The sequence below is a fragment of the Desulfitobacterium hafniense DCB-2 genome, from assembly GCF_000021925.1.
In the GTDB taxonomy this organism is placed as follows: domain Bacteria; phylum Bacillota; class Desulfitobacteriia; order Desulfitobacteriales; family Desulfitobacteriaceae; genus Desulfitobacterium; species Desulfitobacterium hafniense.
Genome location: NC_011830.1, coordinates 5006158 through 5031761 on the forward strand (window position 1 = coordinate 5006158; position 25604 = coordinate 5031761).

The 25604-nt window shown below is 48.8% G+C and carries 22 protein-coding genes and 1 pseudogene; 4 read left to right on the top strand and 19 right to left on the bottom strand.

The window, feature by feature from the left end:
- Positions 1–184 precede the first annotated feature (184 nt).
- From DHAF_RS23400 to DHAF_RS23455, 12 genes and pseudogenes are all read right to left on the bottom strand, one after another.
- Positions 185–871, bottom strand: a complete 687-nt coding sequence (locus DHAF_RS23400; RefSeq protein WP_015945400.1) for a TorD/DmsD family molecular chaperone — start codon at positions 869–871, stop codon at positions 185–187.
- Between the two features lie 132 nt (positions 872–1003).
- Positions 1004–1702 (bottom strand): annotated as a pseudogene (locus DHAF_RS23405) (response regulator transcription factor).
- A gap of 54 nt (positions 1703–1756) precedes the next feature.
- Positions 1757–3451 (bottom strand): ATP-binding protein, encoded by a 1695-nt coding sequence (locus DHAF_RS23410; RefSeq protein ID WP_011462155.1) that lies wholly within the window; start codon positions 3449–3451, stop codon positions 1757–1759.
- Positions 3452–3561: 110 nt separating this feature from the next.
- The gene (locus tag DHAF_RS23415) at positions 3562–4395 is read right to left on the bottom strand and encodes a dimethyl sulfoxide reductase anchor subunit family protein (protein WP_011462156.1); all 834 of its coding nucleotides are present in this window, start codon (positions 4393–4395) and stop codon (positions 3562–3564) included.
- 3 nt (positions 4396–4398) lie between these two features.
- Positions 4399–4977 (bottom strand): DMSO/selenate family reductase complex B subunit, encoded by a 579-nt coding sequence (locus DHAF_RS23420; RefSeq protein WP_005815699.1) that lies wholly within the window; start codon positions 4975–4977, stop codon positions 4399–4401.
- A gap of 13 nt (positions 4978–4990) precedes the next feature.
- Positions 4991–7534, bottom strand: a complete 2544-nt coding sequence (locus DHAF_RS23425) for a dimethyl sulfoxide reductase subunit A (protein ID WP_015945402.1) — start codon at positions 7532–7534, stop codon at positions 4991–4993.
- Positions 7535–7743: 209 nt separating this feature from the next.
- Positions 7744–8577, bottom strand: coding sequence for a dimethyl sulfoxide reductase anchor subunit family protein (locus tag DHAF_RS23430; RefSeq protein ID WP_011462159.1), 834 nt, complete (start codon positions 8575–8577; stop codon positions 7744–7746).
- A 3-nt stretch (positions 8578–8580) separates the two neighbouring features.
- The gene (locus tag DHAF_RS23435; RefSeq protein WP_011462160.1) at positions 8581–9159 is read right to left on the bottom strand and encodes a 4Fe-4S dicluster domain-containing protein; all 579 of its coding nucleotides are present in this window, start codon (positions 9157–9159) and stop codon (positions 8581–8583) included.
- A 13-nt stretch (positions 9160–9172) separates the two neighbouring features.
- Positions 9173–11782, bottom strand: coding sequence for a molybdopterin-dependent oxidoreductase (locus DHAF_RS23440; protein WP_011462161.1), 2610 nt, complete (start codon positions 11780–11782; stop codon positions 9173–9175).
- Between the two features lie 411 nt (positions 11783–12193).
- Positions 12194–13339: an IS4 family transposase gene (locus DHAF_RS23445; protein WP_015945403.1), complete on the bottom strand. Its 1146-nt coding sequence runs from the start codon at positions 13337–13339 to the stop codon at positions 12194–12196.
- Between the two features lie 151 nt (positions 13340–13490).
- Positions 13491–15221, bottom strand: a complete 1731-nt coding sequence (locus DHAF_RS23450) for an ABC1 kinase family protein (protein WP_015945404.1) — start codon at positions 15219–15221, stop codon at positions 13491–13493.
- A 47-nt stretch (positions 15222–15268) separates the two neighbouring features.
- Positions 15269–15580, bottom strand: coding sequence for an AbrB/MazE/SpoVT family DNA-binding domain-containing protein (locus DHAF_RS23455; protein ID WP_018212143.1), 312 nt, complete (start codon positions 15578–15580; stop codon positions 15269–15271).
- 254 nt (positions 15581–15834) lie between these two features.
- Here DHAF_RS23455 and DHAF_RS23460 point away from each other — a divergent pair, with 254 nt between their 5' ends.
- On the top strand, positions 15835–17136 hold the full coding sequence (locus DHAF_RS23460) for an RNA-binding domain-containing protein (RefSeq protein ID WP_015945405.1): 1302 nt from the start codon (positions 15835–15837) through the stop codon (positions 17134–17136).
- A 181-nt stretch (positions 17137–17317) separates the two neighbouring features.
- Here DHAF_RS23460 and DHAF_RS23465 read toward each other — a convergent pair whose 3' ends face one another.
- Together DHAF_RS23465 and DHAF_RS23470 are read right to left on the bottom strand one after the other, a co-directional pair.
- The gene (locus tag DHAF_RS23465; protein WP_015945406.1) at positions 17318–18295 is read right to left on the bottom strand and encodes an MBL fold metallo-hydrolase; all 978 of its coding nucleotides are present in this window, start codon (positions 18293–18295) and stop codon (positions 17318–17320) included.
- 223 nt (positions 18296–18518) lie between these two features.
- Positions 18519–19343, bottom strand: a complete 825-nt coding sequence (locus DHAF_RS23470; RefSeq protein WP_011462166.1) for a DUF3102 domain-containing protein — start codon at positions 19341–19343, stop codon at positions 18519–18521.
- A gap of 237 nt (positions 19344–19580) precedes the next feature.
- Between DHAF_RS23470 and DHAF_RS23475 the strand changes: the two genes are divergently transcribed.
- Positions 19581–19805 (top strand): DUF1659 domain-containing protein, encoded by a 225-nt coding sequence (locus DHAF_RS23475; RefSeq protein WP_015945408.1) that lies wholly within the window; start codon positions 19581–19583, stop codon positions 19803–19805.
- Between the two features lie 33 nt (positions 19806–19838).
- Positions 19839–20078 carry a DUF2922 domain-containing protein gene (locus DHAF_RS23480; RefSeq protein ID WP_015945409.1) on the top strand — a complete coding sequence of 80 codons (240 nt, stop codon included), beginning with the start codon at positions 19839–19841 and terminating at the stop codon, positions 20076–20078.
- A gap of 130 nt (positions 20079–20208) precedes the next feature.
- On the opposite strand, the gene DHAF_RS23485 is transcribed toward DHAF_RS23480, so the two are convergent.
- Both DHAF_RS23485 and DHAF_RS23490 read right to left on the bottom strand, forming a co-directional pair.
- Positions 20209–20667, bottom strand: coding sequence for a hypothetical protein (locus DHAF_RS23485; RefSeq protein ID WP_015945410.1), 459 nt, complete (start codon positions 20665–20667; stop codon positions 20209–20211).
- 183 nt (positions 20668–20850) lie between these two features.
- Positions 20851–21156, bottom strand: a complete 306-nt coding sequence (locus DHAF_RS23490) for a hypothetical protein (RefSeq protein ID WP_011462169.1) — start codon at positions 21154–21156, stop codon at positions 20851–20853.
- 227 nt (positions 21157–21383) lie between these two features.
- Here DHAF_RS23490 and DHAF_RS23495 point away from each other — a divergent pair, with 227 nt between their 5' ends.
- Positions 21384–22265: an Rpn family recombination-promoting nuclease/putative transposase gene (locus tag DHAF_RS23495; RefSeq protein ID WP_015945412.1), complete on the top strand. Its 882-nt coding sequence runs from the start codon at positions 21384–21386 to the stop codon at positions 22263–22265.
- A 66-nt stretch (positions 22266–22331) separates the two neighbouring features.
- Here DHAF_RS23495 and smpB read toward each other — a convergent pair whose 3' ends face one another.
- The 3 genes from smpB to secG all read right to left on the bottom strand — a co-directional run bounded on the left by smpB (position 22332) and on the right by secG (position 25458).
- On the bottom strand, positions 22332–22802 hold the full coding sequence (gene smpB, locus DHAF_RS23500) for an SsrA-binding protein SmpB (RefSeq protein ID WP_005815658.1): 471 nt from the start codon (positions 22800–22802) through the stop codon (positions 22332–22334).
- A gap of 192 nt (positions 22803–22994) precedes the next feature.
- The gene (locus DHAF_RS23505) at positions 22995–25010 is read right to left on the bottom strand and encodes a sodium-translocating pyrophosphatase (RefSeq protein WP_015945413.1); all 2016 of its coding nucleotides are present in this window, start codon (positions 25008–25010) and stop codon (positions 22995–22997) included.
- A gap of 223 nt (positions 25011–25233) precedes the next feature.
- A complete protein-coding gene (gene secG / locus DHAF_RS23510) occupies positions 25234–25458 on the bottom strand; it encodes a preprotein translocase subunit SecG (protein WP_005815654.1) in 225 nt (74 codons plus the stop codon).
- Positions 25459–25604 lie beyond the last annotated feature (146 nt).

Genomic DNA, 25604 nt, shown 5'->3' on the forward strand with positions numbered 1-25604 from the left:
CCCACCCATGATGTTAGGCTTTGCATGTGTAGATATTAACAAATAGTGAACCCTAATTCTATTTAAAAAAGGTTTCACTTTGATTAATTTTTGTAAATGATTATAACGCAGACAGGAAAAGGGACCCCTTCCTTTGGAAAGGATCCCTTTGCTGTTTGATTTCCTCACAGAGATTTGCGTAATTTTAAAGTGCCGTTAACTCCTGCAAAAGCTCGGCATCTATCTTGACGATATGCTTGGTCAGATCGGCCAGGGGCGGATAGAAGTAATGTGTCTTGCTTTTTTGAATATCCTGAGCGAAATCGCCAATCCAGAGGAGCAGATGATCACGCAGAAAGGCTTGCTGGTCTGCGAGGATAGCTTTCATCTCCTCCAGCCGGCCATTCTCGAAATGGTCCTGAGCCACTTGGGATAAATGAGCCATAAAATCAAGCTCCAGGCCAAGATGATCGTCGGCTTCATGAGGGTAGTTGGAGGGCAGGAAGCTATATTTCAAATAAGCGCGGCGGACATTTAAGGTGCTTTCCTGGAACAGAACCCGCTCCTTGGTGAGATAAACCGATTCCCAGGGAGGGGCAGGCAGGCTGTTGGGGCCAATGAACAAATAAGTATATTCACTTTTCAATTTGTCCATAGTTTGCTCAGGTTCAGCCGCCAAGGCCCGGGCTACCTCACTTAAAACTTCAAAATGCTTGTCAAAGAGGTGTTCATCCTCCTGAAGCAGGAGCTGCAGGGCTTCCCGGGTGTGGGGGTCTGTCACAACCTTTAATACTTCGGCCTGGGGTTCTCCGCCGAAGATCCGCTGCAATAATCTATAGAGATAACTTCGGTTGGCCAGCAGGATTGCGATTGCCTCATTTTGTTGATTCATTTCTAATACCACCTATCCATCTTAATCCTCTTACTGTGAGTCCACAATATCCTTACTTTTTTATATTATAATGTTCGCTGCCCACTTTCAACCTCTGTCACGGCTTCATCTTGCCAGGACCTGGCATCCTGCTCACTCTTTCTCACCGAATTTATAGCCCACGCCCCAGACTGTCTGCAGGTATTTGGGCTTGGACGGATCCTCCTCAATCTTCTCCCGAATCTTGCGGATAAAAACAGCAATACCGGTCAGCTCACCTACATAGTCTTCCCCCCATACATAGGTCAGAAGCTGCTCCCGGGTAAACACTTCTCCGGGATGGCCGGCCATATAAGCCAGGATCTTAAATTCTTTGGGTGTGAGCTCCACACGCTTGCCTTTTAAGCGGGCCTCATAACGCTTGAAAAGAATCTCCAGATCCCCCAGCTTGATGCTTTCTTTCTCTGCCTCACCGGCTCCGCCGGTTTGATGCTCCCGCCGGCGGAGCAAGGCCTCGATGCGCAGGGATAACTCCAAAGTGCTGAAGGGCTTGACGAGATAATCATCGGCTCCCGCCTTAAAGCCCACACTTTTGTCCACAATATCTCCCTTGGCAGATAAAATGATAATGGGAACATTGCTGCCCTTTTTGCGCAGTTAGGTGCACACATCAAAGCCATTGAGTTTCGGCATCATGACATCCAGAATTACCAGGTCGGGATTTTCCGCTTCAAATACGCTCAAGGCCTCCGCACCATCCGCTGCATAGCAGAAATCATAACCGTCCTCTGTGACAATATGCTCCACGACAATACGTATGCTCTCTTCATCATCAGCCAGCATAATCTTCATCCTCTATCGCCCCTTTCTCTGCCCCATCTTAACCGGATAGCCGGATGCCCGTGCTTAGAAGTCCAGGTGAAGCCAGTCTTCCTTACCCTCCCCGGCGGAAATTCCTACTGTAAATAAGCTTCCTTTGTCCAGCTCACTGACGACTTTGATCCAGCCCCCATGGAGCTCCGCCAGCTCTTTAGCCAAAGCCAGGCCTAAACCGCTGCCATTATACTGACGGTGGATGGAGGAATCGCTCTGCACAAATTTTTCGAAGATATAGGGCTGATCCTCTTTGCGGATGCCAATGCCATTATCCTGAACATTGATCAGCACTTCATTCCGCTCCTGGTCATAGGCCACCCAAACTTTGATCTCCCCGCCCTCAGGGGTAAATTTCAGGGCATTGCTGAGCAGGTTCTCCACAATCCGTCTTAATCCTTCCCTGTCTCCCTCAATAACAGGAACGTCCGAGTGCAGGACACTGGAATACTGGATACTCTTCTTCTCGATTAAAGGTTCAATGACACTTTCCACGGCGTTGATCACATCGACCAGATCGATGGGTTCGATGATCAGTTCTTGTTTCCCCGCTTCGATCCGGGCGATTTCCAGGATATTGTTGATCATGCGTAAAAGAACCTGGCTGTTGGCTCTAATCTCCTGGGTGATTTTCTGTTCTTTAGGACATTTGTCTTCACTTGCTTTTTCCAGAACCTCGGCAAAAGCAATGATCGAAGTCAAAGGAGTGCGCAGCTCATGGCTGATAATGGCCAGAAAATCCGATTTATATTGATTATCTTCACGCAAGCGCCGATTGGCTTCCTCCAGCTGGATCTGCTGGGATTCCAGAATATCGTTGGCCCGGGCCAAATCCTGGGTCCTCAGCTCCACCTTGTTCTCCAGGTCGTCATATAAGGTCTGCAGTTCCTGGGTCATGATCTCAAAATGGTCCGACAAATCCCGGATTTCCCCCTGAGCATCGATATCTTTTAAATCAACCTTTAAGTCTCCTGTTTTAACATGTCCCATGGCATCCTTCAGCTGATTGAGGGGTCTGGTCACCAGCTTGGACATGGCGTAATAGATAACCATGATAATGCTCAAGGTAAGCAGGGAAATGTAGCCGACTTGTTTGACCACATTGGATTGAATATTTTCCGTATACATAGCTGTGGGCATGACAATACTGACAATACCGGCTAAGTCGCCTATTTTCCAGCCCTCTTTAGGATAGCCCAGAATATCCAGCTCACCGGCGGGTTCCCCATGGCATTCCAGACAATTTTCTTCGATGCGCATGGGCGCGGTATAACGGAAAGCGCCTTTCCCCGCGTATTCCGACACTTTATAGAATTCGCTTGTCTTCACATCAGCGGCAAAGAGGGTGAGGGCTTCCAATTCAAACTCATCAGGGATATCGGCTTTATTGCGGGGATTAAAATTCGTATAGCGTATAGTATACCCTGTTTTTTTACCAAATAGTTTGCCAATGCTCTTGCCGACCAGGGAACAATGGAGTTTCTTAAAATTATATTCCCCATTGGCGTCATAATTAATAATATCCTGATTGATCACCATGAATTCCCAGGCCGCCTCCATCTGCTGGGAGAGGACATAGGCCTTTTCATGCATTTCCCTTTCAGCTTGCTTTTGCTGAGTCATCCAAATCCAGACTACATTCATAAGCAGCGAAACCGCCAAAATACCTACCAATAATATAACAAAGCGGGTTCTGATCCGAACATTGCTGAGGCCCAACCTTTTCACCCCCCGGCAGTTTCAATGTAGTTTCATTATAGCAGTTTATTGCCAAAAAGGAGTATCTCTTCCGATACTCCTTTTGGCTCTTACTCATTGTTCTCATATTGGCAAAGGAATTAAGTCAACCCTACTCCCGATACCACCATGGCGGCGTAGAATACATATCTTCCCACCACCTGGCCGACCAGAATCAAGGCCGCGCCGCCGGCAACAACACCGGATACGGATTTGCTCTGTTCATCCTTGGCCTGCCAAAGCACCAAGCCGGCTCCGGCAAGAATGAACAGCCATTTGATGGCCACGGCTGTTTTCAGACTGCCGAGAATCATCAGACTGGCTTGCAGAGCGGTGCCGGTACCGGCCCCTAAAGAGATGAAGTAGGGGACGACCACCGCTACCTGAACAGTCACCACGGCTGCCACAGTCAAAGCCACGATTTTCTTCAGCTTTCCCGCTTCTTTTCCGCTCAGCACCAGGAAGAGCATGGCTCCCATGGATAAGGCGGCGGCATAGAATTCGATGGTGGTGGCAGCGCCTTGCCATACCGGCACACTGGCCGAGCTGTAAATCTTGGCCATGGCAAAGACATCGAGCAGACCTGCCAGGGCAGCCCCTGCGGATAAGCCGGTGATAGCTCCGGTGGCCTGGGGTTTAACATAGAGAAGTACAGCAGCCACAACGGTTAACCCCACGAAAATCGCCGTAAACCAGATCTCGCGGCTGAGCCAGGAGCTCCCGAATTGAAACAGAGCATTTATGGCGCTCAAAGGACGTCCCAAGTGCAGCAGCGAGGCCAGCATACCGATGATCCCCAGGCCTGTCGCTGTGATCACGGCGTTTTTGAATACCCCTTCTTTATTCATGAGCCGGCCGATTGCCACAAAAAGCATAATGCCTACGGCGGCTTGGATACAGATGGAAAACACAGTCAAAGCAAAATGTTCACCCATGGATTACACCTCCCTTTTCTTATAGGTTTGATTGAGCGCTTCGTTTTTGGGCTTGATCAAGAAGGATGGGTTGGTTTGGGAGGCGCTGGGAAGAACGGGCAGTTCTCTGACCAGATCATTGCCATATTCCGCTTTCAGCTCATCCAAATCGCCGAATTTTAAACAGCGCATGACACAGGCGTCCACACAGGCGGGATTTTGTCCGTCTGCCCGCAAATCCTTACAGGAATCACATTTTCCCACAATATTTTTGGCCTCCAAATATTGAGGAACGCTGTAAGGGCAGTTCCAAACGCAATACTTGCAGCCAATACACATATCTTTATCATGTTGTACAGTGCCGTCTTCACCGAAATGCATGGCTCCGGTGGGGCATCCTTTAACACATTTGGCTTCCTTGCAGTGGTTGCAGCTCATGGAAAGGTAATAGGCATAGGGCTTGGGAAACTTGCCGCCTTCAAATTCGTGGACACGGCGGAAGAGAGTCCCCACTTCCAAATTGTTTCTATCTTTACAGGCTATTTGGCAGGTTTTACAGCCTACACAAGCTGTTTGGTCATAATAAAATCCTAGCTGTCCCATTGATTAACACCTCCTATAAAATTATCCGTTGGGGCCAGTTGACATCGAGGGCAAGGGGCTTATCGTATTTCTCCACCTTCACATTACAGGAGTTGTAACCGGTGTGGCCTTGACCTGTGGCAATCGGCCCGTTGAGAATTCCGGTACAGCCTGCTTTATCCACGCCATTGCCTTCATCCATATCAATCCAGGCCCCTTCCCCAAGGGATACGACACCGGGGGTAATGGTTTCGGTGACATAGACAGGGCGAATGACAGAACCATGCTGGCTGGTCACTTTGACAATATCGCCGGTTTTGATTCCCAATTCAGCCGCATCCTGGGCATTCAGGCGGCATTCCTGGTTGAAAGCCTCTCTGAGCCAGGTTACATTATCCAGAGTTGAGTGGGATCTTCTGAAGTAATGAATCGTGATCAATTGGAAGGGATAGCCGTTTTTCTGGCCATCTTCGTAACCTTCCACAGAAGGTTCATATTTAGGAATGGGGGATTTGCTGGTGAAGCCCACCTTTTCGATATTGTCTGCCAAAGACTTGCAGTAAATTTCAAATTTACCGCTGGGAGTATTTACTTTATGATTGGCAGGATCGGCGACAAAATCTTCAAAGCTGGTAAATTCCAACTTATCTCCTTTGTGACGGGGAACTTGATAAATGCCCTTTTCCTTAAATTCCTGGTAAGTGATGCGGCCGGTCTGTGGTTCGCCCTCGGCACCCAAGACCTTGATATCCTCAGCCGTCAGGGTGAGCAGCTTTTCATATCCTGAGCCGTCTTCTTTGATGACTTCAGCCCCTGCCAACTGATTGTACATTTGCTGTTCTTCAGATACGGGGCAAACTTTCGTCGGATCGATGCCCAGCTTTTTGCCAATCTCCTTGACAATCCACAGATCACTCTTGGCTTCATATTGGGGCTCGACAATCTGGCGATAATGGATGAGGATTTCCCGGTTGCCTGTCAGGAGTCCGCCCAGCCGTTCCCATTCGGAGGTCACGGGGAGCACCAGATCGGCATATTGGGCGTCAGCTGTTAAAAACATGTTCTGAGCGACCACGAACTCAACCTTCCGATACGCATCTATACCCTGGCTGGACCCTGCCCTTTGATTAAGGTTATGGCTGAACCAGGTCCAAATCATCTGGATGTTGATGTCTCTGATTTCTCCTTTTTGCTTGATGTATTTGCCATTAAGAATGGCGTCATACATTTCGCCGCTATTGATACTGTCATCAATGGGATTGACTATTTTCGGCAGACCGTTGCCTCCTGCTTTAACCAAAGCCGGTCCGGCGTTGGTGGCCGAATTATGCATATTCGGGCTGACACCGGCACCGGGAATACCCACGTTTCCTACCATATAGGCCAAGGTCATCATGGCATGGGGCAAATGCTCGCCATTATTGATCCGGGCCGGGGCTCCGCCGGAAATAATCGCCGCCGGTTTCGTGGTTGCATACTCTTGGGCAAATTCGGCGATCTTGACAGCAGGAACACCACAGATTTCGGAAGCCCACTCCGGAGTCTTGGGCGTATTGTCATAGGTTCCCAGAACATAATCTTTGAAATTATCTTTGGGATCGGCACCTTCCGGCAAGTGATCGGCATCAAAGCCAATTGTGCAGTTATCCAGGAAATTTTGGTCAAGCAGATTATTTTTAATGATGTAGTAGGCCATACCTAAGATCAAGGCTGTGTCTGTAGCCGGACGGATCGGAATCCATTCATCGGCCAAAACTCTCGCCGATTCCGAGTAAATGGGATCAATCACGATAAATTTAACCCCGGCTTTTTTGGCCTGCAGATAATTATAAGCCGGCAAACCCTGACTGGATTGAGCGGGATTAGCTCCCCAGAGAATGATCAGCTTGGACTCTCTCAAGCGGAAACGATCGTTGCCGTCGCTGGCTCCGTTGTGAGGCTGGCCGGTAACCTTGGAATAGACTGTAGGCCATGATCCCCAGGACACACTTCCCCAACGGGCCGTATAACCGCCAAAAGCACTGAGCAGACGGGGCACAGCTTGAAGACTGTCGGAGCCGCCTACAGGTGCAAAAATGGCGCGGTTGCCATAGGCATCCTTAATCCGCGTTAATTCAGAAGCCATAATATCAAGGGCTTCATCCCAAGAAATGCGCACCCATTCGTCTTGGCCGCGAAGTTCTTTGTTGCCGCCCCCCGGCGCCCAGTTTTTGCGTTTCATAGGGTATTTGAGACGATCGGCGCCCATCACCATTTTGCGGTGAGAACGGCCGCGGGCACAGCCTCTTTGCTGAGGGAAGTCCGGACTATCTTCATGGGTATCGTCCGTTTTTTGCCGAACAACCACTCCATCCACCACTAAAGCTTTGTTCAGACAGCGTCCGCCACAGTTATGCCAGCAAGCTGCCGTAATCCATTGACCCTCATTGCCGTCAGCCGTTGCGTCAACTCCGGTATTGGTGAGCGTACTGGAACTGCAGCCGGGTAAAGCCAGGCCGGCTGCGCCGATGGCACTGGCTTTTAGAAAATTCCTGCGATTTATTTGTTTATTAATAATACCTTCAAGAATATTTCCCATTTTTCTTCCTCCTTTTCTCTGTTTCACAAATCAAGGCACCAACCTTTTGTGTAAAGTCTAACAAATCGATCTTAATAATTCTATTTCTAAAAAATTAGTAATTATTAATTTTCGTTAATAAAATAAGCCTGCCCCCCAACGTTTATACCTATAAACGTCGGCGGCAGGCCCCTTTGGCACTTATTGCTGCCATTGTTTCCAAAAAGAAATTAAGTCAGCCCTACTCCGGATACCACCATGGCGGCGTAGAATACATATCTTCCCACCACCTGGCCGACCAGAATCAAGGCCGCGCCCCCGGCAACAGCACCGGATACGGACTTGCTCAGTTCATCCTTGGCCAGCCAAAGCACTAACCCGGCTCCGGCGAGAATGAACAGCCATTTAATGGCCACGGCCGTTTTCAGACTGCCGAGAATCATCAGACTGGCTTGCAGAGCGGTGCCGGTACCGGCCCCCAAAGAGATGAAGTAAGGGATGACCACCGCTACCTGAACAGCGACAACGGCTGCCACAGTCAAAGCCACGATTTTCTTCAGCTTTCCTGCTTCTTTCAGGCTCAGCACCAGGAAGAGCATGGCACCCATGGATAAGGCGGCGGCCAGAAATTCGATGGTGGTGGCGGCGCTTTGCCATACCGGCACACTGGCCGAGCTGTAAATCCTGGCCATGGCAAAGACATCGATCAGACCCACCAGAGCGGCCCCTGCGGATAAGCCGGTGACGGCTCCGGCGGCCTGGGGTTTAACATAGAGCAGTACAGCCGCCACAACGGTTAACCCCACGAAAATCGCCGTAAACCAAATCTCGCGGCTGAGCCAGGAGGTGCCGAATTGAAACAGAGCATTCATGGCGCTTAAGGGGCGTCCCAAGTGCAGCAGGGAGGCCAGCATACCGATGATCCCCAGGCCTGTTGCTGTGACCACAGCGTTTTTAAACACCCCTTCTTTATTCATAAGCCGGCCGATGGCCACAAAGAGCATGATGCCTACGGCGGCCTGGATACAGATGGAGAACACGGTCAACGCAAAATGTTCACCCATGGATTACACCCCCACTTTCTTGTAATCAGGCTTCAGGGCCTCATCTTTGGGTTGGATCAGGAGGGAAGGATTGGTTTGGGACGCCGCAGGCAGAATGGGTAATTCCTGGACCAGATCCGTTCCGTATTCCCCTTTCAATTGGTCTAAATCGCCGAATTTTAGGCAGCGCATAATACAGGCATCCACACAAACGGGATTTTGCCCGGCGTCTCTTAATTCTTTACAGGAGTCACATTTCCCGACGACACTTTTATCTTCGAAGTAATGAGGGACACTGTAGGGGCAGTTCCACACACAATATTTGCAGCCGATACAGAGTTCCTGATCATGCTGGACCGTACCATCTGCAGCAACGTGCATGGCCCCTGTCGGACAACCTTTGACACATTTAGCATCTGCACAATGATTGCATCCCATGGAAAGGTAATAGCCTCCTACCTGGGGATAGATACCCCCTTCAAATTCATAGACTCTGCGGAACAGCTCCCCTACTTTGAGGTCATTTCTGTCTTTGCAGGCAATCTGGCAGGCCTTGCATCCCATACAAGTGGTCATATCATAATAAAATCCTAATTGTCCCATCAGGTGTCACCTCCTAAAATATAATTCTTTGTTCCCACTGGGCATCCGGTTTTAAGGGTTCCCCCGCGTATTTCTCAACACGGACAACCGTTGTATTCCAAGGCTCTTCCCCCTGCCCGCTCAGGCGTGCTCCGCAGAGAGTATTGGTGGCACCTGCTTTATCAATGCCTTTTTCATCATCCATCTCTACCCAGGCGCCTTCCCCTAAGGTCACCACACCCGGCATTAAGGTTTCAGAGAGGGTCAGGGGACGGATGCATTTGCCATAGTCACTCTCGATTAAAACCGTATCCCCATCTTTCAAACCAAGGGCTTCTCCATCTCTGGTGTTCATCACAAAGTCCTGAGGATAGGCCTCTCTCAGCTGGGGAATGTTATCGAACACTGAGTGGGAGCGTCTTCCGTAGTGGATGGTCACCAGCTGGAAGGGGTATTGGCCCTTCTTCTTGCTCTGCCAATCTGCGAAAGTATCTTCATAGCCGTCTAAAGGCGGCTCATACATGGCGATGGGCGGGACCGTGGTCAAACCATAGGACGCTATCTTATCGGAGAGGGCCTGGCAGTGGATTTCCAGTTTGCCGCTCTTGGTTGTCAGGGGATTAGCGGCAGGATCCTTGACAAAGTCTTCCCCTTGGATCACGGTTAACTTATCACCGGCCGTCCTCTTTACTTGATAAACACCCTGCTCCATCAGGTCCGGCAAGGCAATCTTTCCCTGCTGGGGTTTGCCCTGGATGCCCCATTCCTGAATATCCTTTTCGGTAATGGTGATCAGGGGCTCGTAGGTCTCCCCGTCCCCGCCAATCACCTGGGCTCCGGCCAGGCTGTTAAAGAATTGCTGTTTCTCCGTGAGCGGGTAGATCTCATCCGGATTCAGTCCCAGGCGTTTGGCCAGTTCACGGTCTATCCATTCTTCGGTTTTTGCTTCATAAAGGGGTTCCGTCACTTTTTGGTTGATAAAGATAGCTTCCGGATTCCCTTGATAGATCTTGCCTTCTTTTTCCCACTCCGTGGTTGTGGGGAGAACAATATCCGCATATTTGGAGATGCTGGAAAGAACAATATCATTGGTGACTACAAAATCCACTTTGCGGAAGGCCTCAATCCCCTTGTTGATTCCGGAAGATTGATTAAGGAAGTTGTAGCCGCTGCCATCCCGGACCAGCCAAATCAGACGAATATCACAAGGAACTTTCCCTCTGCCGCCCGTTCCCGTATATTCACCCTTTAAGATGGCGTCATAGGTCTCGCAATAGGCCATACCATTGGCATCGGGGTTGGTGGGATTGGCCCACCGGTAACCGTCATAGGCTCCATAGGTGGCATCCGGGAACAAGGGGTTGACCACCGGCGGGAGGCCTCTGCCTCCGCCTTTGACAAGGGTTTTGCCCCCGTAGCCCTGGCTTGCCGCATAGTTCATCGTCCATACTCCGGCACCGGGCTTGCCTACGTTGCCGGTCATCCAGCCCACCGTCAGAAAGGCCTGGCAGAACTGCTGACCCCGGTAAGTGCGGGCCGGGGCAAAGGATGAATTGAAAATCACCGGTTTGGTTGTGGCAACTTCTGCTGCGAACTCTCTAATCAGTTGAGGATCGGTGCCGCAGGTTGCCGAGGCCCATTCAGGCGTTTTGGGGACCCCGTCATAAGTTCCTAAGACATAGTCCTTGAAATTCTCCTTAGGGTCTGCTCCCTCAGGCATATGATCTTGATCAAATCCCACGGTACATCGATCAAGGAAATCCTGATCCTGGAGATTGTTTTCAATCATGTGGTAGGCCATGCCCAGAAGCAGTGCCGTATCCGTGCCCGGCCGGCAAGGGATGTGTTTATCAGCTAAGGTCTTTACTGAAGGGGATACCACCGGATCGACAAAAATGAACTTTGCTCCGGCCTTTTTAGCCTGCAATAGATTGTAAGTGGGATTTCCCAGATTGGAGCGGGCAGGATTAGCCCCCCACATGACGATCAGTTTCGCATTTCTCCAGTCCGGTCTGTCGTTGGCTTTCCAGGAGAAGAAGCCGGTCATGCATTCCTGAACCACACCCCAGGCGCCTGATGAAGAGGAGCCCCATCTTACCAGGCCTCCGCCGTAGTAATTCAGCAGTCTGCTGGTGCCCAGAATGGATTTATTGCCATGACCTTCCTTGATCCGCTTTAATTCAGCGGCCACAGAATCCAGGGCTTCATCCCAGGAAATCCGTACCCATTCGTCCTTGCCCCGCAATTCCTTCTTGCCGCCGCCAGGCTCCCAATGCTTGCGTTTCATGGGATATTTGAGCCGATCCGCCCCAAAGACCTGATGTCTTTGGGAACGCCCCCGGTGACACCCTCTTTGCTGAGGATAATCAGGCGAGTCGGGATGGGTATCATCCGTTTTTTGTCTGAGGACAACCCCATCCACTACATAGGCTTTGTTCAGACATCGTCCCCCACAGTTATGCCAACAACCGGCGGTAATCCATTGGCCCTCATTGTTGACGATTGCGGCGTCGGCCCCGGCTTTGGTCAGTGTGTTGCTGCTGCAACCCGGCAACGCCAAACTGGCTGCGCCAAGAGCACTGGCTTTTAGAAAGTTCCTGCGGTTGATTTTCTGGTTGACAATACCTTCGAGAATGTTTCCCATACAGCACCTTCCTCCTTACTTTCATACCAAGTGTTCAGTGTTATAAGTCCATAGTAGCTATAATAAAATCGTTCTTGTACTAACTTTAACAAATTGAATATATTAATTCTATTTCTAAAAAGTTATGAATTATTAATTTTTATTAACATTTCATTTAATAATTGTCCTGGTGTATATCCCGCAAAGATTCACTCAATAGAGAAACACCCGTGTTCAAAATGATATGCTCCTCCTAAAGTCAATGTCATTAAGTTAAGCTTATGAGAAACCCCAGCAGTAGAAAAGTAATACCGCTGGGGTTGTCGCATACACGGAATAACATAGAAAACGTAGGTGTTTTTGAATTTTGAGCAACACAAAAGCAGATGCCCGAAAAGCATCTGTAAAAGCCCTTTCACAGAAAGTTAACTCTCAAATAATTCTGTACTGGAACCCTACTGCTGAAATCGGATTCTGATGTCTAGGAAATTGTCGGCCAGGGCGTATTGGAGAAAGGTGCTTACCTATCAGTTTAAGAACTTGGACCGCTGGAATTAACTCTCTCAGAAATTGACGGCATATATTTAACGCCACTGGAAAATTTACTCGCAAATCTTCCGAAATACTGATGTGGTGCATGATAATGGAAGAGTAATTGTATAGAATTAGTCTGGCAAAAATCTCTTGCAAGATAAAATCCTTCTTTTTGCTGTGCAGACTTGCCAAACCTACAGCATATTTAAGTTCCTTAAAAGATGTCTCAATTCCCCAGCGTAGATTATAGAGCTGTTTTAGTTTCTCCGGCGGAAAATCTTCGGCATTGAGATTTGTATAAACCGTTTCATACACACCATCAGCAATAGCGAAGCGAACGGCACGAAAATGTAAATCATAAAATTTGGAATCTTTCGGTTTGATGAAGTCAAATGTCGTATGAGGTTGAATCCATCGATACCGATGGGGGTATGCTTTTAAAAGCGGTAACGTTTCTTTGGTTTGGCGCCGGGTGAGGGTTAACATAATTTCTTCATCATATTCCGGGTAATCTGGCAGAGAAAGCCTTGATATAATCCCATAGGATTCTTTCGCCCGGATGATATAGTACCATGATTTCTCCTGAAAATGAGCGATGTTGTTGAATGACTCATATCCCCGATCCATGATTGCAATGACATTTCCGTTGATTTCAGACTGGTCTACCATGGATACTAAGGCTTTATGCTCATTCATGCCTTTCTTGGATTGTACGGATGCATCGACATAAACCTTGCCCATCAGGTCATACATAGCGTCTAAATGCACAAGATTGTAATTTTTGCTATCTTCGCTGTTCCTGATGGAGGAGAATCCATCCTTTGAATTTGACGGAAGTCTCAAATCCGAACCGTCAACAGCGAGCAGCCTGTAGTCTTGTAATGAATTCTCCGATACTGTTAATCTTGTAAATTCGTGAAACAGTAGTTTCAGTGCTTCTGGACGAATTTTGTCTCTCTGTTGGACAAATGCTGAAGCGGTTGCAGTCTCTGACGAATAACCCAGCCAATCATATAATTCTTTGGAAAGGCTATTGCCTCCCATGCCTACAAGCTTAACTTAATGACATTGACCTTGACAGGGGCAGATCAAAAAACACGAGTGCCTCTCTTTACTCTCGATAGATTTTACTCTGATTATGATCAGGCCGAGTCATTTTTACCAATGCCAAACGATGAGGGGCATCTTAAGATGCTTAGGGATGAAAACGGGGTTTCTTAAATCCCGTGGCTGACGCATTGCGCATGGCCCGGTTTCCCCTGCCCCTTCTTTCAGATCTGGCCCTCCCTGCATTGCTTTTGAGGAGGGAGAGGAAGGAAAGCGCTGAGAAAGCAATCAATCCGATGCCAATCTTAAGATAAGGCCCTTCAAGTAAAATGGTGCCGGCGATTAAGAAACCACTGCTCACTATGGCTTGCACAATGCGATTGCCTTGCTCCCTCTGGCTCTGCAGCAGATTCTGCTCAAAGCTCCGCGCGGGATGGAGTCTGATGCTGCCGCCTTCCAGGCCTGTGATCAAGTGGTTGATTCTTTCCGGCAGACCAACCACATCAGTGAAGGTTTTCTTGGCCTGGTCAAGGATAAACTTTTGGGCAAAGCCTTGTGCTCCGTCTGCTTGCTCTTTTCCGGCCAGCAGCTCCTCCGCATAAGGGCGCAGGGTCTTAATCAGATCCAACCGGGGATTCAATCCTCCGCAGATTCCTATAATCGACAGCAGCGCCTTGCCCAGGAACAAGGTCCGGGCCGGAATCTGAAAGGGCTGGGAGTACATGAATTCCCTCAACTCCCATAGAAATTCTTCGGAATTCACCTTTTTCAGGTCTTTCTCCGCAAAGATATTGGCTAGTATAAGCTTCAATCCCTTGGCCAAGGTGCCCTTCTCCGCATGGGGGCGCAGGAAACCCAGGTTAGCAAACACCTCCACCATCTGTTCCGTATCTTTTTTAAACAGGGCCATGACAAAGGAGATTAGCTCTTCCCGCATCCCTTCGTCGATCCGTCCCACCATGCCAAAGTCCAGGAATACCAGGGTGCCGTCTTCCTTGACCAGGAGATTCCCCGGATGGGGATCGGCATGGAAAAAGGCGTCGCTGAGAAATTGCTGCACATAGGCCGTGATCAGGGTGTCGGCCAGCTTGACCCGGTCCAGCTCCGCCTTGTCCAAAGCGGCAAAATCATTGATCTTATAGCCTGTGATATACTCCATGGTCAGGACGCGCCGGGTGGTATACTCCCAATACACTTTTGGCACGGCAATTCCCGGTTCTCCGGCAAAGTTCTCCCGAAACTGATCGGCATGACGGCCTTCTTTAAGATAATCCAATTCATCCAGGGTGGTTTCTGTGAATTCAGCATAGATCTGCTCTAAGTCCACCGCAGCCCGGATGCGGGGATAGCGCTTGGCAAAGGTGACCACGAAGCGCAGGGCATCAAAATCGCTGCTGATGATCTCTTCAATACCGGGGCGTAAAATCTTAACCGCCACCTGGTCATGGCCTTTGATCTCAGCCGTATGAACCTGTCCTAAAGAGGCTGAAGCGATGGGCTCCGGAGAAAAATTCAGGTAAATCTCCCCCAGCGGGCGGCCATATTCCGCCTCGATCCTCCTGATAATATCCGCCGTCGGCACCGGCTTCACCGCATCCTGGAGCAGGGCAAGCTCCCGGGTATATTCCTCCGGCAGGATATCCACCCGGGAACTGAAGAATTGTCCCAGCTTAATGAGCAAGCCGCCCATCCCCATGGCTATCTCAGCAAAGATCCTGGCTTGTTTTTGGTAGACGGCCTTAAGCTGCTTCTGATAAGCTTCTTCTCCATAAAAACGTCTTTTTTTGCTCAGCCACCATAATTGGAAGACAAACCGCAGGAACATGGTAATGATGACCCGGAACCGTTTATCTTTAAAAAACCTAATAATTATCGGCATGGATACCTCCCCGATCATTTACTTCTATAACTACACTTTGGCCGGTCCTATTCCTCCGGATCATCTTTCTTCTCCGGATCACCTTTCTTCTCCCGCGGCGTCCCGGCCTGCCCCGCCCTTTCTTGCGGGGAATCGGCAGTGAACATCTCCTCAAAGAACCTGCTCTTTCTGAAGATCATATCTGCGAAGCGGGTCATGACTTCCGATTTAAAGATAATGACGACCCCTTTGCGCTTATTGCCAAAGACGACCAGCTTCTCTCCCGCTTCAATCCCCAGCTCTTCTCTGGCTTCCGCAGGAATAACCACCTGTCCCCGTTCCCCCATCACTGTGGAGCCGTAAAACTTACCATGATGCATCTATCCAACCTCCCTATGATCGATATGATATATCATATTAATCATACTTGCAAATTAATCGTTCAAAAAAAGGCACTTCCCGCCCAGCCGGCGGAAAATCGCCTTTTTCTTTAATTTTTGGCCTGCACTGGGCCTCTATGATGCTTTCTCTAATCTCCCCAGAATCTTTCGCTCAGAATGTATTATAATTGATAAGAATGTGTTAAAATATATCATAACACATTAAAATGCATGCTGTAATGGGAGGTTATCCTATGAAACGGAGCGAAGACGCTACTACCGAGTTCAAACGTGACTATGTTGACGATATCAAGAAAACTGTGATAGCTTTTGCCAATACCAGTGGCGGAACCCTCTATATAGGTATCGATGACAGTGGTCAGGCTGTAGGAATAGGGGATGTAGATAATACGCTGCTCAGGGTATCCAACGCGATTCGGGACACAATTAAGCCCGATGTAACACTATTTGTAAGTTATGAAGTTCAAATGGTAGATAACCGGCACATCATAAAAATCACGGTGCAAAAAGGTACCGCCAGTCCTTATTATCTTGCCAACAAGGGTATTCGTCCCCAAGGGGTTTACATTCGTCAGGGCCCCTCTTCCGTTCCCGCCACTGAAGCAACCATTCTAAACATGATCAAAAACACAGATGGGGAAAACTATGAGGATGTACGTTCTCTGCAACAAGAATTAACCTTTAGCGAAGCGGAGAAAGCGTTCAGCTCTGGAAAAATTCCCTTTGGCACCAGTCAGCAGAAAACATTGAAAATAACGAATGCTGATGGTATCTACACCAATTTGGGATTGCTGCTGTCTGATCAATGCCGCCATACCATCCGACTTGCTGTATTTGAAGGAACGACCAAATCTGTCTTCAAGGACAGGCGCGAATTTTCCGGTTCATTGCTTAAGCAACTCAACGAAGTTTATGAAACGATCAGCCACTACAACCGGACCCGGGCTGAATTTGACGGCTTGTATCGTATTGACCGCCGGGACTATCCCGTAGAAGCGATCAGAGAAGCGCTTCTCAACGCCCTTGTTCATAGAGATTACTCCTTCAGCGCCAGCACACTGATCAGCATCTTTGATGACCGCCTTGAATTTGTATCCATTGGCGGTCTGCTTAAAGGTATTTCCCATGATGATATCATGCTGGGCATTTCCGTGACACGCAATGAGAATTTAGCACACATCTTTTACCGTTTAACCTTAATTGAGGCCTACGGTACCGGGATGCCGAAAATTATGCAAAGCTATCAAGGCTATCCAGTGGCCCCCTTGATTGAAATTACCGATAACGCCTTTAAAATCACCCTTCCCAATCTAAACTCCAATTACGGTGTTGTTAAAGAAGCCGCACCGTTGTACGGTAACGAATTAATGGTTGTGGAGATGCTTAAGACCAATGAATCCATCACCAGAAAAGAGGTCGAAGGGAAGCTATCGCTCTCCCAGGCCGCTGCCGTTAATTTATTAAAGCGGCTGGTCATAAGAGGATTGATTCGGCCTGTCGGTGCAGGAAAGAATACCCGCTACATTAGAGCCTAATCCTGGAGCCTAAGCTAAGCTATGCTGACCTTCGACAACCTGTCCGTGGGCGAACATAAAAAGCGAGTCCGTTGGCCTAAAACGCGGACTCGCTTTTGAATAGACTATCGGTAGAGCAGCCTTGGCAGATCAGCACTTTTTTCTGCTTGCCCCACATTGGCGATTAACTGGACGGCAAATCTTATACTCTTGTATAATAAACCACCCCGTCTTTTAATTCTCTGCCCACCATGTTTTGAAAGACCAGATGGGTTAGATGGGCCAGAGCTTCTCCAGTGGCAAATAATTTTTGGGCCGGCGGAAAATCCTCCCAGGACCTAATGGTCAGATCCCATTGCATTTGGCCAGCCACCTGGGCTCCCGTCATGCTCTTTTCACCAAGAATCTTCATCACATCTTCCAGCCGCCGTTGATGATGATCTCTCAGTTCTTCGATCCGTTTATATCCATCCTCAAGCACGAAACGATGTCCGGGAAAAATCACCTTGATATCCAGTGCGGCAATTTTATTTAGGCTTTCCAGATAGTCGCCGAGATAATCCCTGGTGATTGTCGCCGGCGGTGCCCAAATGGTATTATTGGGAGTAATTTTTCCCAGGATGTGATCGCCGGAGAAAAGGATTTTTCGTTCTTGATCATAAAGGCAAAAATGGTCCGGTGCATGACCTGAGGTCTCAATACACTGGAAACTGAATTCGCCAACTTGAAGAATATCCCCATCCTGTATGTTTGTTGCCTCCTCGATGATGTCGCTGGCATAGGTATACCCGGGGTGGTCGGACATCGTGATATTGGTCAGTCCGCTTTGAGCGATCAGCTCATTTAAGAAGCCATGGAGCCCTGCCCCTGCATACCCCAGCAGCGTATCGGCACAATACTTGCCGGTATAGATTGTGTTATCCGGCCGGGACAGATAACCGGCTAAACCTGAATGATCCCCATGCAGATGAGTTATGAAGATATCCGTATTCTCCATAGCAATACCCAGATCAGCCAGTGCTTGATCCATGGACTCCTTGCATTCCCTCCGGTTAAAGCCTGTGTCAATGAGCAGATTTCGTTCTTTCCCTTTAATATAATAGGCATTAGTGGCTTTCAAAGGGTTGTTGGGAAGAACGATGGGGATTTTAAAAATATCCGGGTATACTTGTTCAATCATCTATAGACATCCTTTCATCATAAAGTTTGAGCCTGACGTGAATCTACAATGTTTTATTGCGAATTTTCTCAATATTCTTATATAAGTTTACCATAAAATCGCACTTTGTCTTTACTATGTGCATAATTTCTTTTAAGTACCCCTTACTATGAAAAATGGCCCATGATCCGCATCGCATTCGGATCATGGGCCTTTCCTTCTCTCGCCAAGGAGTGGATTATCTTTACATATTTGCTTTCAAACTCTTCGTTAAAAAATTAATAAGCTTATTCTTGTAGACTTTATAACTCTCCGGCTCCTCCTTGGCAAATTGCTGCAGTTCCCATGTAAGCTCTCTGAACGTCCGGTCCAGGCTTTCATATAAAAAGGCCACTTTATTGGCTCTGGCCTTGTGATACGCCTCGTCAAGCCTGTTGCGCATCCGGTCGATAACCTGGGCGGCAGTATCCTGCCTAAGGCTTTGCAGATCCAGGCTCAGTTGCTCGGCCTTGGCCTCGCTCTTCGCTTTGGCTTGGGTCAGCTCGGCCACTTTGTTCAGCAGGTTATCCTGTTCGCCGCTCATTTTCGTTAGCTGGCCTTCCTGGTCCGCCAGGAGCTGCTGGAGCTCTGTCTTTTCCTGGCGGGCCTGATCCCGCTCCGCCGCAGCCCGATTCCGTTCCTGAACCGCCTTCTGTAGCTCCCGGGTCGACATAGTCTCCAGATCCAGCTCGGCGATAAACTGAGCCCGCTCCTCCTCCGGGACCCCCAGCAGGATAAGCCCCTGAGTGTAGCTCAAATTGGAAAGCGCTTTCCAATTTGGTGAGGCAGGCTGTGGGAGTCCATACTCTTCAAACAGGCGGATCAGGTTGCCTGCCGTTTTCTGAGAGTAACTGACCGACTCTTCCAGCCACCGGCCCCATTTCCCATGGGGGAGCAAATTCTTGGCCTCCGCCAGGCGGCAGCCGATCTCGATGGCATTGTGGAGAAGAACCTTGCTTACCTGTTGCTTCATCGTATTGATTTCAGCGGCTATTACAAGGGGTGTGCGTTCCGCGCCCACATCCTCCATGATGGTTACCTGCCTTTAATCGGGAATTCCCGCCCTTTTTACTCCATTTACTCATAAACTATGCGGCCAAGGCCCTGTATGTGACAGATTTAACTCAATTTCACCAAAATTTATATTTTTATGATAAATAACTTCACCTCCGTCACATCCTGATCAACAAGTCCATAAGCTAAAGAGACGGGACGGGTTCTCCCGGCCGTCAATACCGTCAATATCACAGAAAGGAGATGAAGGCACATGGCGGTCATAGCGCATCCACTGAGTTCGACAGTGGTGATACGATACCAGGTTGGGGAAACCCCTTCCGGTGCACCGATTATCAGGCAGAAAAGCCTGAACTATGTCAAAGCCGACGCCACGGATCAAGATATTTATGACGTGGCGGCAGCCTTGTTCGGATTGAGCGAGCGTCTGACTATCCAGACCATCCTCAGGAAGAACTTTGATCTGGTCGATGAGTGATTTCTGCTCATTGATTAGAGAGGAGGTGAAGAGATGGCCATTATGAATAAAACGATTCTCCGGATGACGTTTAACACGGCGGGGAACAAAACCTTTGCCATCAGCCTGGATGAGCCCAGACCTGATGTGAGTAAGGGCGAGATTGAAGCCGCTATGGAAACCGTCATTGAGAAGAATATTTTTCTTGCTCCCAGCGGCGAGCTGGTGAGCAAGAGAGATATTCGGATCGTGGGAACCACAACCAATGATATGTATGATCCCCCCATGGCTTAGGGGGAGGATCAGCAGAGTCATGGGGTTGGCCCAGTAAGAAAAACCAAAGGATACCCCTGGTTAAAGGGGTATCCTTTGGTTGGCTTAACTCCTCCGGCTCATGCACCCGTCTCCGGCACCGGAGTTCGTGTCACTGCTCCCGTTTGCCGCCGAAGGCACGCAGTTCTGTGCTCTCCTTGATCCCGCCGAATTTCGTATCGATCAGGCCGCCGGCCTGCATGAGCACAATCGGCGACTGGGTCTGGGCATCCACATAGACATAACATAAGTCGTCGCTCTGGATTTTATCTCTCCAACCCCAATCACTTTCTTTCAAGCTAAATTCTTCCCAAAGAACCATGAATTTGTTGCCGCTGATGGGCAGCAGGGAGGGGACCGTGGTAGTAAAGCTGCTGTCGGTATAGGAAGCCAGGGTCACTTGTCTGACCTGACCGGCAGAACCATTTTTGGGTACGACACAGAGGATGATATCGCGCTGATCGGCGGGCAAGCCGACCAAGTCATAATTTGTATACTCTAAGACCTGGGAATGGTCGATCGAGTTCATAGCGACAAGGTAGGCGGTATCACTGACAGCCAGCCCGCCCACGGATACGGAAACACTGTCGATACGCCGGAATTCCTTATCATAGCGAACGATGCAGATGACCTCTTTGCCATCATCTTCTTCCTTATTTTCCTGACCAAAGGCAATAAAGTTGTAGTCCCCGCCGCTGTAAAAAGCACCGAAAATCGGCAGCTCCGGCTCGATGCTCTGCTGACTAAGCAGCTGCTAATCCTTATCCAGCATCGCCACGAGTATTCCATCGGAGGAAGCATTGAGCAGTGAAAGCGTGTGATCTCTATTCACAAGCAGATAAGATGTCTGTGTCTCCTCCCAGCGAAGATCCTTGAGCAGCGGCCAGCTGATTGACTTATGGGGCAGGTCCAGAATTTTGGCGCTACTCGGCAGGTTGGGCACATTTTCCTGATCCTCGCTCTGAAGTCCGGCCGCCATGATTGGTAAACTAATGACAAGGGATAAGATCACCGCCAGCAACATTGCGGCGATTCTCCTCCATTTTCTTTTGGATTGCATTGTCTTTTATCCCTCCATTCTTCGCATTTTATTATTTGATACCAGCATATCCCAGAACAACAACAGGCATGGGTACAGTTACTTTGACTCTGTCTCTCGCCAATACTATAATTATATTTAATTGCAAAGATCACCTGCAAACACTTATCTAACATGTTTTTAAGTCCTCTCTGTAAATATGATTGCAATGTCCCAGGATATGATATAATGATCCTGGAGGGGTGTATATGGCCGAGCGCTTAAACCGAATCAACGATTACCTGTTTAAATACATCTTTGGTCGCCAAGAGAACAAGGACATTCTGCTGAGCTTCCTGAACGCTGTCCTCTCTCCCGCCGGTGAAGATGAGTTGACCGACATCACCTTATCGGATCGGGAATTGGACCCCGAACATCTCAAAGATAAGATGTCCAGGCTGGATATCCTAGGCGTTGCCAACGATGGCAGCCTCATCAATATCGAAGTACAAATCGCCAGCGAAAAGAATATAGATAAAAGAACACTGTACTACTGGGCCAAGATCTATCAAAGCCAGCTTCAAAGCGGCATGCTTTATAAGGACCTTGCCCGCACAGTCACAGTCAATGTGCTGAACTTCAGCTTTCTTCCTGATGCTCAACGCTACCATAGCATGTTCTCATTGTACGAAGCCCATTCCGGTCTAAGGCTGAATCGCGATTTGGAAATTCATTTTCTTGAGCTGGAGAAATGGAAAGCCCTGAGTACTAAACCGCGGACTCGCCTGGATAAATGGTTAATGTATCTCTCAAATACAGATCCTAAAGAATTGGAGGAAATCGCCATGAGTGAACCAGCCATCGGTAAAGCCTTGACAGTTGAAGAAATCTTCTTGAAGAATGATAAGGAACGGTATCTCTATGAAATGCGGGAAAAGGGCATCAGGGATCATCTGTCGGCTATGGATAATGCTAAAACTGAAGGAATAGAACAAGGACTGGCACAGGGGATAGCACAGGGAATAGAACGTGGCAAAACCGAAATAGCCTTATCCATGCTGAAAAAAGGTTTGTCTCTTAATATGATCGCCGAGATCACGGATTTGCCTATTGAGCAAATTGAAGAAATCAGACATCGCCAACTAAGCTAGAAGGATGGCAAAAGACTCCCCTATGCAGTTTCCTCAAACTGCACGGAGGAGCCTTTCTTTATCAGCTCAATATCCTTTGCCCTGATCCCGGAAGTGCCGTTCAATCTCACGTTTAGCATCCCGCTCGGCAATATCCTGGCGTTTATCGTAGTTCTTTTTCCCCCGGCAGACCCCGAGTTCGATCTTAGCCAGGCCACGCTTAAGATAAATCTTGGTGGGAATCAGGGTCAGGCCCTGTTGCTGCACTTTCCCGACCAGCTTGATGATCTCGGAGCGGTTAAGGAGGAGTTTGCGCTTGCGCAGGGGATCATGATTAAAACGGTTCCCCTGCTCATAGGGGCTGATGTGCAGCTGATAAAGCCAGACTTCACCGTTTTCGATCCGGGCATAGCTGTCCTTGAGATTGACACGCCCGTTGCGAATGGATTTGATCTCGGTTCCGGTGAGGATAACTCCAGCTTCCAGCTTCTCTTCCACAAAATAATCATGATAGGCTTTTCGATTGTCAGAGATGACTTTTATCCCTTCAGATGCCACAAAGCTCCTCCTCTCTATGAGTTATCACGTACAGTGTAAACTTTCAGATCCTCAGTATAACATAGACTTTCGCCTTTTTCCAGCAGAGGCCGCCGTCCAGCCCAGTCGCTCTTCCCCCACAGCCTTCCTGCCCGGCTCAGTGCAAAAAAGAAGCAGGGGAACTTACTCCCCTGCTTCCCAGCCTAAGTCGTTTTAAATTAAGAGCGGCGCGATAATCAGAGAAATCGTACCCATAACCTTAATCAAGGCGTTTAAGGACGGACCGGCCGTATCCTTGAAGGGGTCCCCTACAGTGTCCCCGATGACAGCTGCAGCATGGGTGGGGGTTCCTTTACCGCCGAGATTTCCGGCTTCAACATACTTCTTGGCATTGTCCCAGGCTCCACCGGCGTTAGCCATGAAGATGGCCATGAGCAATCCGGAAACTGTTCCACCGGCCAGCATTCCACCTAAAGCATCCTTACCGAGTAAAAATCCTACCAGGATCGGAGAGCCGATGGCTAAGAGTCCAGGAACAATCATTTGACGAATAGCAGCTTTAGTGGAGATATCCACGCAAGCACGATAATCCGGTTTAGCCTTTCCTTCCATAAGACCAGGAATCTCACGGAATTGACGGCGGACCTCACCAATCATTTCGAAAGCAGCTTTACCTACAGCTTCCATAGCAAAAGCAGAGAAGAGGAAGGGCAGCGCAGCTCCGATGAAGAGACCGATAATCGTGGTGGGTACCAGGATGTCGATTCGATCCAGATGAGCAAGCTCAGAGTAAGCATTAAAGAGAGCTAAAGCTGTCAAGGCCGCGGAACCGATGGCAAATCCTTTCGCCACCGCAGCAGTGGTGTTCCCTACAGAGTCCAGTTTATCCGTGGTCTTGCGGACACTGGGATCCAGATCAGCCATCTCTGCGATACCGCCGGCATTATCGGCAACAGGTCCAAAGGAGTCGATGGCTACAACCATACCGGCCGTAGAAAGCATGGCCATAGCAGCCATAGCAATACCAAAGATACCGGCTGCTGCAAAAGAAACATAAGTAGCAACACAGATCACGACAACAGGAAGAGCGGTACTCTTCATTCCGGTAGCCAGACCTTGAATAATATTGGTGGCGGCACCGGTCTCAGAAGCTTTGGCAATAGCTTGGGCAGGAGCCTTCTGATTCGAAGTATAGTACTCGGTCAATAAACCGATCAGAATATTCACAACCAATCCACAGACAATAGCAATAAATATATTGTTAGCAGTCAGCGTTAAGCTTTCACTGACATGGACAGGTTCAGTGATCATCAATTGGACGATGGCGTAGGAAGCAATGGCCGTTAGAAGGTTAGTTCCCCATAAGCCTTTGTTTAAAGCCGTTTGAGGGTTGGCATTTTCCCCGGTGCGCACGAAAAAGCTGGCGATAATCGAAGAAAGTATTCCCGCGATACCGATCATCAGCGGCAGCATAAGTCCGGAAACTCCCCCTCCTAGGGATTTGAAAGCCACAGCGCCAATCAGCATCGCCGCAATGGTGGTAGCAGCATAAGATTCAAACAGGTCGGCGCCCATCCCGGCGGTATCACCCACATTATCCCCGACATTATCGGCGATCACAGCAGGGTTACGGGGATCATCTTCAGGAATGCCGGCTTCGACTTTACCTACCAGGTCCGCACCCACGTCGGCTGCTTTGGTATAGATACCACCGCCGACACGAGCAAACAAGGCAATGGCACTGGCACCAAAGGCGAAGGAGTTAATGGTCTCCGCATCCTGGAACCATAGGAAAAGAGCGGCAACCCCAATGAGACCTAAGCCGTTAACAGAAAGACCCATAACCGCCCCGGCGCGGAAGGACACGCCCAAAGCCTTGTTCAGGCTGGTCCGGGCAGCTTCCGTGGTCCGGGCATTAGCCCGGGTGGTAATTCCCATGCCCACATAACCGGCCACAGCGGAAAGCAGCGCTCCCACCAGGAAAGATACAGCCGTTTGCCAGCCTTTTAAAAAAGTTAGAATAAGAAAGATTATGATTACAAAGGGAATCAGTGTTTTGTACTGACGGTTGAGGAATGCCATGGCACCCTCTTGAATCGCGAGAGAAATCTCCTGCATCCGAGCATTTCCCGGGCTTTCTTTTAAAACGCTACTTGCGAAATAGAAGGCAAATGCCAGCCCGACTAGACCTGCTAGGACAGCCCATATAGGCGTTGAAGCAAAATCCATTGTCAAAAAACCCCCCTAAATAATGAAAATTTTTATATTATGTAATGAGCCAGGTGTCCCCCAAATACTAATTCAGTTTCCGTTTGGCGCCATTAAAATTACAACTTGGGATTGTTCATTATTGATTTTGGTAAGGTAATGGATATTTTTTTTAAAGGATTATCTTTCTGCGATGATCTTCTATTTCTACGGAAGCTGAATAAAGGGAGCAGGGGACCTGGCCTTATTTCATGAGCCAGGCTACCCCCAGAGAACTCAGCAAAAATATTGCAGCTGAAGCTATGCTAACTTTTTGAAAGACAGCGTCCAAGCCCTTCTTTTTCCCAAAGAAGGATTCGCTGGCACCACCAATAGCTCCCAAACCTGCACTCACACCGGATTGAAGTAAAACCGTTGCGATCAGGCCTAAGGAGCTAAGAACTAATATTACGGTTAGAAAAATCACCATACCTATTCACCTCCTCAATCTATTGAAAACCAATCGGAAGCAATCGCCTGCCTATACCAGGTAAACCGCCACTTCTCCCCTGTTTTAAGACACAGAGAGGGTGTGGCGGTCATTCCCTATGGTTTTAGCCAGTACCGCTATTTTAG